Raw genomic sequence first — 14,330 nt, 5'->3', positions numbered from 1 at the left:
AACTGTCAATCATTTTTTAAAAAAGTTTTTTTCTTTTTGCAATCTATGTAGTTTGTCCTCGGAAACGACAATATATAATATATCACTTTCCTAACTCAAATTCAATAACAAAATTGTTTTTTGTTTTATTTTGAACATTGAACATTTTTTGAAGCCTTTTAAAATAGAAAAGAAGAGTCTAAATAGACTCTCCTTCATTTACTCTTCTCCTAACACTTCTTCCGCAATATTAACGGCATGATCCCCTATTCGTTCAAGATTGCTGATAATGTCTACGAAAACGATCCCTGCGGAACCACTACATAACCCTTCGTTCATTCGAATGATATGTTTTTTCCTAAACTTCCGCTCCATCTTATCAATTTCATCTTCTTTTTGTACAACTGCTAGAGCTTCTTCACGATCTGTTTTTTCAAGAGAACGTATAGCCTGCTTCACCGTAGCGATAGTCAGCTCAAACATTTCGTTAAGATCTTCATTCGCTTTATCAGTAAGGTTTACTTTATTGGAAATCTTATAGTCGATAAGCTCTATAATGTTTTCAAAATGATCTCCAATACGTTCAATATCGCGTACAGAGTCCATGAGGGCAGTATGCTTGTTACTCTCTAGCTCTGTTAGAGAGCCTGCAGAAATACTCACTAAATACTCGGTAATCTTGCGGTCGAGATTATTTAGAGCACCCTCTACCTGCATAGCCATATCTGAATGTTTTTGGGAATGATTGTTTAAATAGAGATTTGTCTCTTCCAGTCCTTGATATGCATATTCCCCCATTCGGATAACTTCGGCTTTTGCTTGATCCAATGCCAGGGTGGATGATTGCTGAATAAAAATTGGGTCTAGATGCTTTGGTTTATATTCAACTATCGTATCCTCTCCAGGAATTATTTTTGTTACAAGCCATGCTAAGGCACCGATAAATGGAAATTGGATAATCGTATTTGTTACGTTAAAAGTACCATGAGCAAATGCTATTGTCATTTCCGCATTCAAGTCAAATTGTCCTTGCAGATAAGTAATTACCTGGGTGAAGACTCCAAGAAAGACAATAAATATGGTGGCACCAACCAAATTAAAGATAACATGCGTGTATGCAGCACGCTTTGCTGCAACCGATGCACCAATAGACGCAAGGACCGCTGTTATCGTTGTACCAAGGTTGTCCCCAAAAAGCACAGGTATAGCTGCTTTAAGCTCAATGGCACCTTCTGAAAATAGACCTTGAAGAATCCCAATAGTGGCACTGGAACTTTGCACAATTAAGGTAAATACTGTTCCAATCACCACTCCTAGTATTGGACTATCACTCATATTTAAAGTCAACTGCTGAAAGGATTCCAGTTCTCTTAATGGTGACATACCACTGCTCATTAGCTCCAAGCCAAAGAATAAGGCACCAAAACCAAATATAGTTTGTCCAAAGGCGTTAACCAGTGTGTTTTTAAAGAAAAACAGTAAGAAACAGCCCACTGCAATAATTGGCAGCGCATATTCCCCCAGGTCAACCCCAATAATAAACGCGGTTACGGTTGTCCCGATGTTCGCTCCCATTATTACACCAATTGCTTGTCTGAATGTCATAAAACCTGCATTTACTAGACCAACCGTCAAAACGGTTGTACCTGAACTACTTTGAATCAGGATAGTTACAATAATTCCAGCTAAAACTCCCATAAAAGGATTGCTTGTAAATTTATCAAGAATGTTTCTTAACCGATCTCCTGCCGATTTTTGAAGTCCTTCTCCCATGTATTTTATACCAAGAAGAAAGATCCCTAATCCCCCGATAAATTCAAATAACAGTGTTTGCAGATCTAATTCCAATCCCTTTACCACCCTTCATTCATGTAGAAATTTGTCGCACACTTAGACTATTATTAATAAATTTAAATACTTTGTAAAGGATTTACGTACAAATTTAACATTAAATTTACAAACCGTTTATCGCTTCCCTTTTATTTAGTTCCCTACTCCTGTTGTTAAAATGCAACCAATAGGCAAATAAAAAATCTTTTACAAACCGATTGGTCCATAAAAGATTTTATTAGTAACTATTATTGTTTTTCAACTAAAATTTTTGTTCCATCAACCATCGCTACTCGTATTGAAGTCCCTTTTGTTATCCATTGTCCATTTGATACTGCACTATAGTCCCTATTGTTAACCCTAATTGTCCCTACAGGCCTTAAATCAGTCAGTGTTACACCTTCCTGATCAACAAGTGTGGCATAAGTTTCATTTATCGAATTATAGCCCGCTTCCGTTGAAAGCTGATCCTTTAATGTTAACTTATTCCACATATCCCTACGTTTAAATACTTTTAAAAATAGAAATGATGCACCGGTCCCTAGCAACACGCCTAATACAGCATAAAGACCGGCTGTCAAATTAGGTGCAGGTAAAGCCACTGCTGTTAACATAGCTGCAAGTCCGATGGTGGCAAGCGTGCCATCGTTCAGGAGTTTACCATCAATGATGATAAGTAATAATCCTATAAAGTAGATAATAAGCATAAGAATAACAGAACCTGTCTCAACATAAGCACCAAAATATACTGTAATAAATCCAATTCCCAATAATGCAAAAAAACCACGCATATTAACGAGTACTTCACCAATTAGAAACAAAGTACCAAAACCAGTAATAACAAGTGCAATCCATTCTAAATTTAATATATCCAAGAGAAATCCTCCTCCCTACATCTAATGGTACGTTTGACAGAGCGGTTAAGTTTCAAAAAAAGGGGGCAAAATGTATGTCATTTTTAAAAAGATGTACACTTTTTTTATTATGTGTATTCCTCATTGCAGCTGTCTATACAGATTTAACAAAAGGAAGTTTGCCTACGACTCCAGAAAATAATGAGACTAATACAAATTATACCGCGAAACAATTAAAAGTACAGCAAGGTGAAACAGTTCTTTCTATAATCGAGAAAATTAACCCTACTTTAACCAAAGTAAGTGTCGATAATTTTATAAAAGATTTTCAAGTACTTAATGCGGAAGCTGATCCATTTCACTTACAAGTAGACCGTTACTACTATTTTCCTGTTTATGAATGAGTACGAAACTCATCCACATATTAAAACAGTATATCTACAAAGATTTTATGACAAGAAAAAAAGGGCTGATACCCTCAGCCCTTTTTACCATACAGTTATTTAAATAAATGGCAGTACAAATAACGTAATGGCGATTGAAATAGTTCCTGCAGCTATTGCTATATTGCCCAGCGTGTCTGCACCTTTGCTCCTGGAGACAAATCCGAAAATAATTCCCGCAGCTCCCATAATAACAGGCCATACAAAAAATGAAATAACTGAGAGCGCAATTGCAATCCATCCATATGTGTAATTCACATCAGATTCCGTCTCAGAGGTTGTATTAGCATCTTCCATTAAAGAGGCATTATAGTCATCTGCGGTTAATTCAGCAGCGTACTCTTCGTCTCTGGTGCTATCTGGTTCTATCCCAACATAATCTTCATTCTTACGGTTTTCACCATGATTTGGCGCTTGCTCAACTTGGTTCTTATCTTGATATGATTTGAACTCATCCATATTAAAGGAAACCTCCTTTATTTACTTGAGGTGCAGTCTTAGTCTATGTATTTATAACTGAATTACCTATGGTATTTTTTGGAGAGGCGTTTCTTTTTGTTAACGATTTCTGCAATCGGAGCATAAGCTACGAAGTAAAACAAAAACTAAAGGAGGAACAACATGTCTTTTTTCATAAAGCAAATGATAACTTCTAAATTAAAGCAACTCCCACCCGAGGAACTATTGAAATACGCAAAACAATATGGTTTCACGATCACAAGAGAAGAAGCCAATTCTATAGCTCAGTACTTAAAGTCACATAATGTAGACCCCTTTACAGAGAAAGGTCGCAATACAATGGTCCAAGAATTAGCTAAGAGAACGGATGTTTCTACGGCAAAAAAGGCACACAAGCTTTTTACAGAACTAATTACTTCCTATGGACTTGAACATTTATTCGAATAATAAAAGGCAGGAAGCTGCTATAAGCGTTCCTGCCTTTTACGTTAGTTTCCCATTATTTCTTCTTTTAGATTATCATTAAATTCGCCGGACTTGATCATGTCAATCTCATGTTTATATGGCGCTTTTTTATCTTTTTTATCTTCACCAACAAAAGGTGTTTCTAAAATCTTTGGTAATGCTTCTAATTGTGGATGGTGTATGACTTTATGTAAAGCCGTAAACCCAATATGGCCAAAGCCAATGTTCTCATGCCTGTCTTTATGTGCCCCTCTTTCGTTTTTACTATCATTTACATGGACAACTTTAATGCGATCGACTCCGATAATTTTATCGAATTCATTTAATACACTATCAAAATCATTTACAATGTCATATCCAGCATCGTGGATATGGCAAGTGTCCATACATACAGACAGCTTTTCATTATGGGTGACACCATCAATTATTTTGGCAATTTCATCAAAGGTCCGTCCAATCTCAGACCCTTTGCCAGCCATCGTTTCCAACGCAATTTGTACATCTTTTTCTTTTTCTAATACTTCATTTAAGCCTTCGACAATTTTCTTGATTGCCTCTTCAGGCCCTGCACCTACGTGGGCGCCGGGATGCAATACAATTTGTTTTGCACCGAGTGCTGCTGTCCTATCAATTTCGCTACGCAGAAAGTTAACACCTAAATCAAAGGTTTGTGGCTTTGTTGTGTTACCAATATTTATAATATATGGAGCATGAACTACAATGTCTTGTATTCCGTGTTGCTTCATATGTTCGAGCCCTTCTGAAATATTTAATTCTTCTATAGGCTTTCTTCTTGTATTCTGTGGGGCTCCTGTATATATCATAAACGTGTTTTCCCCATATGAAACTGCTTGCTCACTTGATCCTAATAACATTTTCTTTCCGTTCATTGAAACATGTGATCCTATCTTCAACAACTTAAGCACCTCTCCACGTTATTTTATTTTTTAAATTTATTTTTACGTGTCATCTCTCTTTTTATCTTGGTCTGTTGATATTTCATTTTCTTTTTATACCCTGGCTTTACTTTTTTAGCCTTTTTAACACGTTTCCAGGCTTCTTGTTCCACATCTGTTGTTGTATTCGTTCGAAGTTTACGTTGATTCCAAGGTTTTGCTTCCGTCCACTCCCCTTTACGGAGATCTGTATAAGTGAAAGTAAGCCCTTTTTGCTCTAGCTTTTGAATTAGCTTTATATCATCATCCTGGTAAATACTAATCGCCGTGCCTTCCATACCTGCTCTAGCAGTTCGACCAACGCGATGAATATAAAAATCCTCTTCTTTTGGAAGCTGAGCATTTATCACATGGCTGACACCCTTTATATCAATTCCTCGTGATGCTAAATCTGTTGCAACGATGTATTGATAGCGAAGACTTTGGATCTCTTTAAGCACCCTTTTACGCTCTCTGGGTGCTAATCCACCATGAATAAGACCAACTTTTAACCCTTTTTGTTGTAACGACTCTGCCAACTGGTTCGCTTTTTCTTTTCCATTTGTAAAAATAATGGCTAAATAGGGTTGAATTGTTTTGGAAATTTCAAAAAGAAGTTGTGCTTCATCACGGTGTTTTAGGGCAATTAGTTGATGCTCCATTGTTTCGGGTGAAAAATGATCTTTAATTTTTATATATAACGGATTCTCTAAATATTTTCTAAAGAAATGCTGTAGACGCTGGGGAATAGTCGCTGAAAATACTAAAAGTTGGATATCTTTTGCTGACCGTACCAAAAGTTGATCGACATCCGTAATAAAGCCCATATCCAACATTAAATCTGCTTCATCCACGACAAAGGATTTTGCTGAATAAATGGAAACTGCTTCATCTTTCACTAAATCAAGAATTCTACCAGGCGTTCCAACAATAATATGCGGTGGCTGTTTTAATTTTTCTGCCATTTTCTGTTTATCTGTTCCGCCAATTAGTAATTTCGCAACCCATTGCTTTTCCCTATCCGCATAATGGATAATACGCTTCACTTCATCATAAAGCTGTGTTGCCAGCTCTCTAGTGGGAGCAGTAATGACAAATTGTACTTCTTTCTTGTTCGTGTCAATCTGATTAAACATGGGCAGTAGAAAAGCATGGGTTTTACCAGAACCAGTACGAGATTGTCCAATTACACTGGTCCCTTTTAAAATCGATGGTATAGCCTTTTTCTGTATTTCTGTCGGTTCCTTGAAACCCAATCGCTCTATAACATTCTGCATGATTGGGTGAAAAGAAAATTCACTAAAGTTGTTTTGTTCCATTCAAATAGAACTCCTTTTTATACATATTTTTATTTTAAATAAACGTGAAAGGATCAGTGTTGGTAGTAGATGCCAATAGCTCAACACCATTTTCACTAAATTCATTTTCCAAGTATTGAACAACAGCTTCTTTCATTACTTTTTCCGCGTAATGACCTGGGTCAATAATAGCAAGGCCTGTTTGCCAAGCATCCTGAGCAGTGTGGAAGGTCATGTCACCCGTAATAAAAGTATCAGCTCCTGCATTGCGTGCAGCGCGTATATATTTTTCTCCACTTCCGCCTATAACAGCAACTTTTTTTACCGGGCGGTCAAGGTCGCCTGTAACGCGTACCCCAGATATGTCTAATTGCTTCTTAACTAGTGAACTGAATTCTTGTAAAGTTAGTTCTTCTTCTAATGTACCGACTCTGCCAAGGCCATATTTCTTTCCTTCATTCTCCAGTCGAAAGATATCATAGGCCACCTCTTCATATGGGTGTGCGGCAATTGTGGCAGCAAGAACCTTATTTAGCAGACTTTCTTGAACAATAGTTTCTATTTTCACCTCAGGAACAAATTCCATTTTATCTTGAGATCCAATATAAGGGTTTGTCCCTTCTAATGGTTTAAATGTCCCTTCCCCCATAGTTTGAAAGGTGCAATGGCTGTAATTTCCGATATGACCTGCTCCTGCTTTTCCTATTGCCTCACGTAATACTTTTTGATGTGTTTGAGGTACATAAACTACTAATTTATAAAGTGTTTCTGTCCTCTCTTTTATAAGAACCTCTGTGTTTTTTATTTTTAGTTTCTCACAAAGTACATCATTCACTCCACCTTCAGCAATATCCAAGTTTGTATGTGCAGCATAAACGGTTATATTATATTGTAATAGCTTGTGTAGTACACGCCCCTGTGGTGTATCTGTACTGAGCTGTTTGACTGGTTTAAACAGCAATGGATGGTGAGCAATGATTAAGTTCACATTTTTTGCAATAGCTTCGTCCACTACCTCTTCCAATACATCTAATGTTACCATAATCTTTTTAACAGGCGTACTAAAAGAGCCAACTTGCAAACCGACATTATCCCAATCGTAAGCTAGTGATTTTGGAGCAAGTCTTTCCATCGCAGTAAAAACATTTTTATTCGTGATCTTTGTTTTTGTCATTGATTATCTCCTCCATCCATTTTAACTCTTGAGTAAATTGTTTTATTTTAACCTCGTCTTTCACTTTTGCTCGCTCCATTTGCAAAAGAACGCGTTGTAGCTTCTCATACTCGTGACGCCATTTTTTATAAAACACTACGTTCCGGTCCTTCATCAAATACGGCCCAAAGAGCAGCTGTCTTTCAAGTAGCTCATCCTGGTAAGGTGAAGACGTATCGTCTCGTTTGGCGGATAATATCTCGTATATATGACCATTCTCTTCTAGAATACCTTCATTTTCAATTATGTAATCATTATCTAGAAACCATTTTCTTACACTTCTAGCATCTATATTTGGCTGCGCGATGATTTGCTTAACCGAATCAAGCTTGTCTCTACCGTCTTCCAATATACTACGAATAAGCGAACCGCCCATCCCTGCTATAACTAATTGGTCTACTTCCTCTTTTTCAAGTACTGCCAATCCATTTCCCAACCGTACTTCTATACGATCATTCATATTAAATTGCTTTACTGTTTTTACTGCACTCTCATAGGGACCTACATTTACTTCTCCAGCAATCGCTTGAGAAGAATGATCCTGAAGGCACACATAGCATGGTAAATAGGCATGGTCCGAACCGATGTCTGCAAAAAACGCTTCTTTTGGTAATAGAGAAGCTACTTTCTTTAATCTTTCAGATAAATTAATATTAGATGACATAACTATCTCAACTTTCTATTATATCGTAATTTCTAGGTAATAAGAAAAGCTTTCTGTCGTAATTGGCAGAAAGCTTAACTATCTGGATTTCATATCGTTAAAACTACTTTTTCTCGGCAAGCCAAGCAGCCAAGACTTCCGCTTCTTGTTCTGTTGCCATTCCTGCTGGCATAGAACCGCGACCATTAATAATAACATCATGTATTTCTTCTTCTGACAATTTGCTTCCTACCTGAGTTAAATCCGGTCCTACCCCACCGGATAGGTCAGCACCGTGGCAGCTTGAACAATTAGATTTAAAGATTGCTTCTGGGTCGTCAGATGTTTCCCCTTCACTAGACTCTCCCTCAGAAGACTCCCCGCCTTCTTCGGTTTGTTCTCCTTCTTCAGCCTGGTGAATTTGTTCACGTTGGTCCAAACCAATAACAGATATAACAATTACTGCAAGTATTCCCAATAGAGCTATTAATGCATATGGGACAACTGGGTTTCTTCTCATTGCGTTTCCTCCTTATGTAATCCCCATGTTCTATTTAGCTAGAAAAGACTATTTATATTTTACTCGAAAAACCAAATTGTTTAAAGAGTTTACCTATTAAAATTCACAAAATAATGTAAAGGCAAGTAAATAATAGAGCAACTATACCAGTAAAAACTAAATATTTAAGCCGTTGACGTCTTCCTATCAAGATCCAAGAACAGAAATTCACTACAAAAAACAAACTAGTATAAATATCGTGGAAGTGAAATAACTTCCCAAGCGTCAACGTTATTAAGAATATAAGAAATAAGCTTGTAATTAAACCTGTGTGATAGAGCGCATTATACCTGTTTTTCATAGAGGCATACGTCCAGCCACTATAGCATAGAAAAAGGAGTAGCATACCAAGTTGCAAAAACAGTTCTACTTGAGTAAAATAAATTACATAGAATGAGAACGGTAACAAAATAGACACTAAAATTATTTGCAAGCTATTCTTAGGTCGTTTTTTAGCGTTATTGTCCGTCTCTGTAACACCTTCTCCATTGGTATATAATGCAAGTAGGAAATCACAGTATGTATCAGGAAGCAGGTGGTGTTCTTTCCAGTAGTTAATCTCTCTCACAATTGTAGCAATTCTATCCTCTGACATCCCTCACACTCCTATAAAAGAATGCTAATAGAGCGTTTTCCTTATAGTAATAGAAGGGGCCATTGAACATGCAACATGTACAATGACCGTACCACTATTTAATCAAGGAAATCCTTTAATCGTTTGCTTCGGCTAGGATGTCTTAACTTTCTAAGAGCTTTAGCTTCGATCTGACGGATTCTCTCACGTGTCACTCCAAAGACTTTTCCAACTTCCTCAAGCGTTCTAGTTCGTCCGTCGTCAAGTCCAAAACGTAGACGTAATACGTTCTCTTCACGATCTGTTAGTGTGTCAAGTACGTCTTCAAGCTGCTCTTTTAATAATTCATAGGCAGCATGATCAGATGGTGACACTGCTTCCTGATCTTCTATAAAGTCGCCAAGATGTGAATCATCTTCTTCACCGATTGGTGTTTCTAATGATACAGGCTCTTGTGCAATTTTTAAGATATCACGAACTTTGTCTGGCGAGAGTTCCATTTCTTCACCAATTTCTTCTGGTGTAGGCTCCCTACCTAAGTCCTGTAGTAATTGACGTTGTACCCGGATAAGCTTGTTAATGGTTTCGACCATATGAACCGGAATACGGATGGTTCTGGCTTGGTCGGCAATTGCACGCGTAATAGCTTGGCGGATCCACCAAGTTGCATACGTACTAAATTTGAACCCTTTTCGGTAGTCAAATTTCTCAACAGCTTTCATCAGACCCATGTTTCCTTCTTGGATCAAATCGAGAAAAAGCATACCTCGTCCAACATAACGTTTAGCAATACTTACAACTAGACGAAGGTTTGCTTCAGCAAGTCGTCTCTTTGCTTCGTCATCATCTTTTTCAATTCTTGTTGCAAGATCAATCTCTTCCGCAGCAGACAATAGATCCACTCGTCCAATTTCCTTTAAGTACATACGAACAGGATCATTAATTTTGATTCCTAGCGGGACACTCAGATCGTTAAGGTTAAATTCTTCTTCCTTCGCGATTTGCTGCATATTCGGATCTTCTTCTGATTCACCAATTATCTCGACACCCTGTTCTCCAAGGTACTCATAAAATTCATCCATTTGATCAGATTCGATTACAAAATTAGATAGGCGATCAGCTATTTCCTCATATGCCAGCACACCGCGCTTTTTCCCCATCTCAAGTAATTGATCTTTTGCTTGTTCAATGGTTAGTTCAGGCTCATTATTTTCTTTGGTTTCTGAAGGCTTGTTTTCGGCCATGAGTCCCCCTCCTTCCAGATACGTTAAATTAATTCGTATTCTTTAACTGTTTTCGTATTTCCATAATTTGTTTAGCAATCTGAGCTGCTTTTAATGGATCATTCTGCCTCTCAGCCATTACTTGTTGGTTTTTTAACGATTGAATGTCCGTTACATCATTTGCTTGGGTACGAATCACTCTAATATAATCGTTGATCTCTTTATCACTGATATCTTCAAAAACAGGGGCCATTGCGATTTCAATCACCATCTGCTTTAATTTTTGATCAGTTAGCCGTTCAATGAATAAACTTACGTCGGCTGAATGACCGTCTTCATAAAAAGCATATAAATGGGTAGCAATAATTTTGTGCTCATCCACATTAAATGCCGCGCCAAGTTCTTCACGAACATTTTCAGCAATGGATGCATCCTGTAACATATAGCAAATGAGTTTTTTTTCAGCATTTTGAAAAGCAGGTAGTAATTTTTTGTTTCGAACAGATGCTGTACCATTATTAGTATATCTGTTCTTTTCGCTCTTATCCTTCACTTTGCCGTTTCTGCTTTGGTATGTCTGTAACTCACCAGCTAAAGTATCCAGTGATATGTCAAATTCCTTACTTAACTCTTTTAAGTAATATTCCCGTTCCACTGGACTATCAATCATCGCAAGCTGCTCAAGCATTTTTTCAATATACTTAATACGGTCACCTTCAAGGTTTAAATTATACGCTTGACGGTGATATCGCATATAAAACGCGATAAAGGTCTCACTTGCTTTTATCACTTCATTCTGGAAGGCCTCTTTGCCGTATTTCTGAATAAAGCTGTCTGGATCAAGTCCATCCTTTAATCTTGCTATTTTCACTTCACAACCAACAGTGCGCAATAAATCGGCGGCTTTGCTCGTTGCTTCGACACCAGCATTATCTCCGTCATAGCAAATAATAACCGTGTTCACATAACGTTTTAACAATTTCGCTTGATATTCCGTCAGCGATGTTCCCATTGTAGCAACTACATTTCTGACATCGGCCTGGTAGGCGGATATAACGTCCATATATCCCTCAAACAAAACTGCTTCGCCTTCTTTGCGAATGTACTTCCTAGCTAAATCGAAGTTAAACAGTAGCTTACCTTTTTGGAACAAATCACTCTCTGGGCTATTTAAGTACTTCGGCTCTTGATCATCCCCTAGAGCTCGCCCGCCAAATGCAACTGTTTTCCCCAAGTGATTTCGGATTGGAAAGATCACCCTGCCCCGAAACCGGTCACTTACACTATTATCATTCAGAAGCGAAACTAAACCTGCTTTGACTAGGATTTGTCTATGAAACCCCTTTTTCTCTAGGAATTCAGCAGTAAAATCCTTTGCATTTGGTGCAAAACCTAACTGAAATGCATCAATTGCCTCTTCAGCTAACCCTCTAGCTTGTAAATAGTGGTATCCCTCTTTGCCATCTTTCGCATATCGTAATAAGTGATGGTAAAGTTTTGTAACCCATTCATAAGCAGACAGAACGCTCTGGCTTTCCTGTGATAAGGAGGATTCTTTTTTAATCTCCGTGTCAGGTAATTCCTTGCCAGACCGATCCGCTAAAAATTGTAGTGCTTCATAGAAAGAATAACTTTCCATTTCCATTAGGAAGGTTACAACATTGCCTCCCTTACCACAACCAAAACAGTGAAATATTTGTTTTTCCTGTGTTACGGAGAAGGAAGGAGATTTTTCTCCATGAAACGGACAAAGTCCAAAATAATTCCGACCTTGTTTTTTCAATTGGACATAGTCCCCGATAACATCCACAATATCGTTAGCTTGTCGAATTTCTTCGATTACTGTTTCGGGAATTTGATTTGCCATTGACATCACCATACTATCATTACTATTCGTCACATAAGAAAGAAAATCCTTCATTATTCGACAATATTTTTTCTTTACGGAGAAAAAATTCCTTCATTCGCGAAGTATTTCTTAGAAGGATTAGTTGCAAATAACACATGCAATTATTTTGTTATTTTACTTACTCCATCAAATACAGGTATGAAGCTCCGTAATAATGACTATCCTAAACAAGGTTAAACGAATTAATACGAACTAAATAGTTACTTGCTTTACACTATTTCTACATATTCCATAAAGAATCCTTCTTTTAATTGAATGTTTTACTTTTCAGAATATGCAACAGTCATATAAATAGAACGATTGTTTCTATATATATCTTTACACAAATTACGATTATAATACACTTTAACCAAAAACGCCAGAATTTAGCACATTAATTTGATAAATAAGTCGTAACAAAAAACATTCTATTTAATGAATAGAATGTTAAATTGTTATCTCCCTAGTCCTGAATTAATTGTAATATATTATTCGCTGTCTCTTCGACAGCCTTATTCGAAACATCAATTACTTTACAGCCAATTCGATTGACAACATCATCAAAATAACGAAGCTCCTGATGTATCCTTTCTATATTGGCATATGTAGCCTGCCCACCAAGTCCGAGCGCCTTTAATCGCTCTTTTCTTATTTCATTCAATTTGTCTGGGCTAATCCGCAGCCCGATACATTTATCAGGATGCACCTCAAAAAGTTCTTCTGGTGGATCAACCTCTGGAACAATAGGAACATTGGCTACCTTTAACCGTTTATGTGCAAGGAATTGGGACAATGGTGTTTTTGATGTTCTTGAAACACCGATCAATACGATATCAGCACGTGCAATTCCTCTTGCGTCGCGGCCATCATCATACTTAACAGCGAATTCAATAGCTTCAACTCTCTTAAAGTAATCTTCATCGAGTTTATGAACCAGCCCTGCTTCCATCCTCGGCAAGTTATCAAAAACACGTTCCATAGAAGCAAGCATAGGACCCATGATATCTATTGCTTCAATATTCATTTCTATAGCCCGATCGTTTAGGTACTTTCTTAAAACCGGATCAACTAGAGTAAATCCAATCATTCCTTTATTCTCTATCGTTAGTTGCATTACTTCATCAATCGTACCAGTATCCTCTACATAAGGGATCCGATGTATTTTATACTCTCCATTATTAAACTGACTAAGCCCCGCTTTGATTACAAGTTCAGCGGTTTCTCCGACAGAGTCAGAAATAACGTATACAACCGGTGTCAATGTCATTCATGTGCCCCCTTCATTATAAATTAAACTTGGTCATTTGTAATCAGCTCGACAAACACCTTGGTAATAGTAGTCTTAGTAATTCGGCCAATGACTTCAAGGCCTGCCTCTGTGTCTCGTACTACAGGAATTCCATCTATTTGCTTATTTATCAGCTTCATCGCAACATCAATTAATAAATCTTCTCTTCTGCAGATCGTTATATTCGGCATCCTGGTCATTATAATATGTACTGGCACGCTGTTTAAGTCCTGCTGGCCAATGCTTGCCCGTAATAAATCCTTACGAGATAAGACACCAGTTAAACAGGAATGATCGTCAACGACAAACAATGTCCCCACATCTTCAAGAAACATGGTTGATATAGCGTCATACACAGACACACTTTCTTTTACCACAATCGGAACATGCTGGTACTGCTGAACCTTAAATTTTTTGATTTGTTCTGTAAGTAACTCCGATCCTGTCTTCCCTGTGAAAAAATAACCCACTCGCGGTCTAGCATCAAGAAAACCGGCCATCGTCAGGATGGCCAGATCTGGTCTTAAAGTTGCACGCGTGAGACTTAATTTTTCCGCGATGTTTTCACCAGTTATCGGCCCAGCTTCTTTTACAATCTCTATAATTCGTTCTTGTCTTTTCGATAATTCCATCAAGCCACCACCTGGCGATCAATATTGCATACTTGCATCATATTATA

General features: G+C 37.6%; 15 protein-coding genes. 2 read left to right on the top strand and 13 right to left on the bottom strand.

What is annotated here, in order from left to right:
- Positions 1-198: 198 nt before the first annotated feature.
- Both K3T81_RS05985 and K3T81_RS05980 read right to left on the bottom strand, forming a co-directional pair.
- Complete coding sequence (locus tag K3T81_RS05985) at positions 199-1,827, bottom strand: Na/Pi cotransporter family protein (protein ID WP_238018849.1); 1,629 nt, start codon at positions 1,825-1,827, stop codon at positions 199-201.
- 230 nt (positions 1,828-2,057) lie between these two features.
- A complete protein-coding gene (locus K3T81_RS05980) occupies positions 2,058-2,684 on the bottom strand; it encodes an NfeD family protein (RefSeq protein ID WP_106896942.1) in 627 nt (208 codons plus the stop codon).
- Between the two features lie 74 nt (positions 2,685-2,758).
- On the opposite strand from K3T81_RS05980, the gene K3T81_RS05975 reads away from it, so the two are divergent.
- Complete coding sequence (locus K3T81_RS05975) at positions 2,759-3,067, top strand: hypothetical protein (RefSeq protein ID WP_238018847.1); 309 nt, start codon at positions 2,759-2,761, stop codon at positions 3,065-3,067.
- Between the two features lie 99 nt (positions 3,068-3,166).
- Here K3T81_RS05975 and K3T81_RS05970 read toward each other — a convergent pair whose 3' ends face one another.
- A complete protein-coding gene (locus tag K3T81_RS05970; RefSeq protein WP_238018845.1) occupies positions 3,167-3,565 on the bottom strand; it encodes a hypothetical protein in 399 nt (132 codons plus the stop codon).
- 162 nt (positions 3,566-3,727) lie between these two features.
- Here K3T81_RS05970 and K3T81_RS05965 point away from each other — a divergent pair, with 162 nt between their 5' ends.
- A complete protein-coding gene (locus K3T81_RS05965; RefSeq protein ID WP_106896945.1) occupies positions 3,728-4,012 on the top strand; it encodes a DUF2624 domain-containing protein in 285 nt (94 codons plus the stop codon).
- A 41-nt stretch (positions 4,013-4,053) separates the two neighbouring features.
- Here K3T81_RS05965 and K3T81_RS05960 read toward each other — a convergent pair whose 3' ends face one another.
- The 10 genes from K3T81_RS05960 to ccpN all read right to left on the bottom strand — a co-directional run bounded on the left by K3T81_RS05960 (position 4,054) and on the right by ccpN (position 14,283).
- A complete protein-coding gene (locus K3T81_RS05960; RefSeq protein WP_106896946.1) occupies positions 4,054-4,947 on the bottom strand; it encodes a deoxyribonuclease IV in 894 nt (297 codons plus the stop codon).
- Positions 4,948-4,970: 23 nt separating this feature from the next.
- The gene (locus K3T81_RS05955) at positions 4,971-6,284 is read right to left on the bottom strand and encodes a DEAD/DEAH box helicase (protein ID WP_238018843.1); all 1,314 of its coding nucleotides are present in this window, start codon (positions 6,282-6,284) and stop codon (positions 4,971-4,973) included.
- Between the two features lie 34 nt (positions 6,285-6,318).
- Complete coding sequence (locus K3T81_RS05950; protein ID WP_238018842.1) at positions 6,319-7,437, bottom strand: Nif3-like dinuclear metal center hexameric protein; 1,119 nt, start codon at positions 7,435-7,437, stop codon at positions 6,319-6,321.
- A complete protein-coding gene (locus K3T81_RS05945; RefSeq protein WP_161465604.1) occupies positions 7,412-8,140 on the bottom strand; it encodes a tRNA (adenine(22)-N(1))-methyltransferase in 729 nt (242 codons plus the stop codon). The genes K3T81_RS05950 and K3T81_RS05945 overlap by 26 nt, the downstream gene beginning before the upstream one ends.
- Before the next feature lie 103 nt (positions 8,141-8,243).
- Positions 8,244-8,639: a cytochrome c550 gene (gene cccA / locus K3T81_RS05940; protein WP_238018840.1), complete on the bottom strand. Its 396-nt coding sequence runs from the start codon at positions 8,637-8,639 to the stop codon at positions 8,244-8,246.
- Positions 8,640-8,742: 103 nt separating this feature from the next.
- The gene (locus K3T81_RS05935; protein ID WP_238018832.1) at positions 8,743-9,273 is read right to left on the bottom strand and encodes a hypothetical protein; all 531 of its coding nucleotides are present in this window, start codon (positions 9,271-9,273) and stop codon (positions 8,743-8,745) included.
- A gap of 98 nt (positions 9,274-9,371) precedes the next feature.
- A complete protein-coding gene (gene rpoD / locus K3T81_RS05930) occupies positions 9,372-10,496 on the bottom strand; it encodes an RNA polymerase sigma factor RpoD (protein WP_106896952.1) in 1,125 nt (374 codons plus the stop codon).
- A 28-nt stretch (positions 10,497-10,524) separates the two neighbouring features.
- Positions 10,525-12,342: a DNA primase gene (gene dnaG, locus K3T81_RS05925; RefSeq protein WP_106896953.1), complete on the bottom strand. Its 1,818-nt coding sequence runs from the start codon at positions 12,340-12,342 to the stop codon at positions 10,525-10,527.
- 484 nt (positions 12,343-12,826) lie between these two features.
- On the bottom strand, positions 12,827-13,630 hold the full coding sequence (locus K3T81_RS05920) for a pyruvate, water dikinase regulatory protein (RefSeq protein WP_106896954.1): 804 nt from the start codon (positions 13,628-13,630) through the stop codon (positions 12,827-12,829).
- A 23-nt stretch (positions 13,631-13,653) separates the two neighbouring features.
- On the bottom strand, positions 13,654-14,283 hold the full coding sequence (ccpN, locus tag K3T81_RS05915) for a transcriptional regulator CcpN (protein WP_106896955.1): 630 nt from the start codon (positions 14,281-14,283) through the stop codon (positions 13,654-13,656).
- Positions 14,284-14,330 lie beyond the last annotated feature (47 nt).

The organism is Oceanobacillus jordanicus, from assembly GCF_022095695.1.
Classification (GTDB): Bacteria; Bacillota; Bacilli; order Bacillales; family Amphibacillaceae; genus Oceanobacillus_B; species Oceanobacillus_B jordanicus.
Note: the sequence above shows the minus strand (reverse complement) of the source record. Positions and strands in the feature narration are given on the sequence as shown.

Bases quoted from the DNA above. Each gene is read 5' to 3' on its own strand.
- K3T81_RS05975 (WP_238018847.1), top strand. From the start codon at position 2,759: ATGTCATTTTTAAAAAGATGTACACTTTTTTTATTATGTGTATTCCTC.
- K3T81_RS05970 (WP_238018845.1), bottom strand. From the start codon at position 3,565: ATGGATGAGTTCAAATCATATCAAGATAAGAACCAAGTTGAGCAAGCG.
- K3T81_RS05965 (WP_106896945.1), top strand. From the start codon at position 3,728: ATGTCTTTTTTCATAAAGCAAATGATAACTTCTAAATTAAAGCAACTC.
- K3T81_RS05955 (WP_238018843.1), bottom strand. From the start codon at position 6,284: ATGGAACAAAACAACTTTAGTGAATTTTCTTTTCACCCAATCATGCAG.
- K3T81_RS05950 (WP_238018842.1), bottom strand. From the start codon at position 7,437: ATGACAAAAACAAAGATCACGAATAAAAATGTTTTTACTGCGATGGAA.
- K3T81_RS05945 (WP_161465604.1), bottom strand. From the start codon at position 8,140: ATGTCATCTAATATTAATTTATCTGAAAGATTAAAGAAAGTAGCTTCT.
- cccA (WP_238018840.1), bottom strand. From the start codon at position 8,639: ATGAGAAGAAACCCAGTTGTCCCATATGCATTAATAGCTCTATTGGGA.
- K3T81_RS05935 (WP_238018832.1), bottom strand. From the start codon at position 9,273: ATGTCAGAGGATAGAATTGCTACAATTGTGAGAGAGATTAACTACTGG.
- rpoD (WP_106896952.1), bottom strand. From the start codon at position 10,496: ATGGCCGAAAACAAGCCTTCAGAAACCAAAGAAAATAATGAGCCTGAA.
- dnaG (WP_106896953.1), bottom strand. From the start codon at position 12,342: ATGGCAAATCAAATTCCCGAAACAGTAATCGAAGAAATTCGACAAGCT.
- K3T81_RS05920 (WP_106896954.1), bottom strand. From the start codon at position 13,630: ATGACATTGACACCGGTTGTATACGTTATTTCTGACTCTGTCGGAGAA.
- ccpN (WP_106896955.1), bottom strand. From the start codon at position 14,283: ATGGAATTATCGAAAAGACAAGAACGAATTATAGAGATTGTAAAAGAA.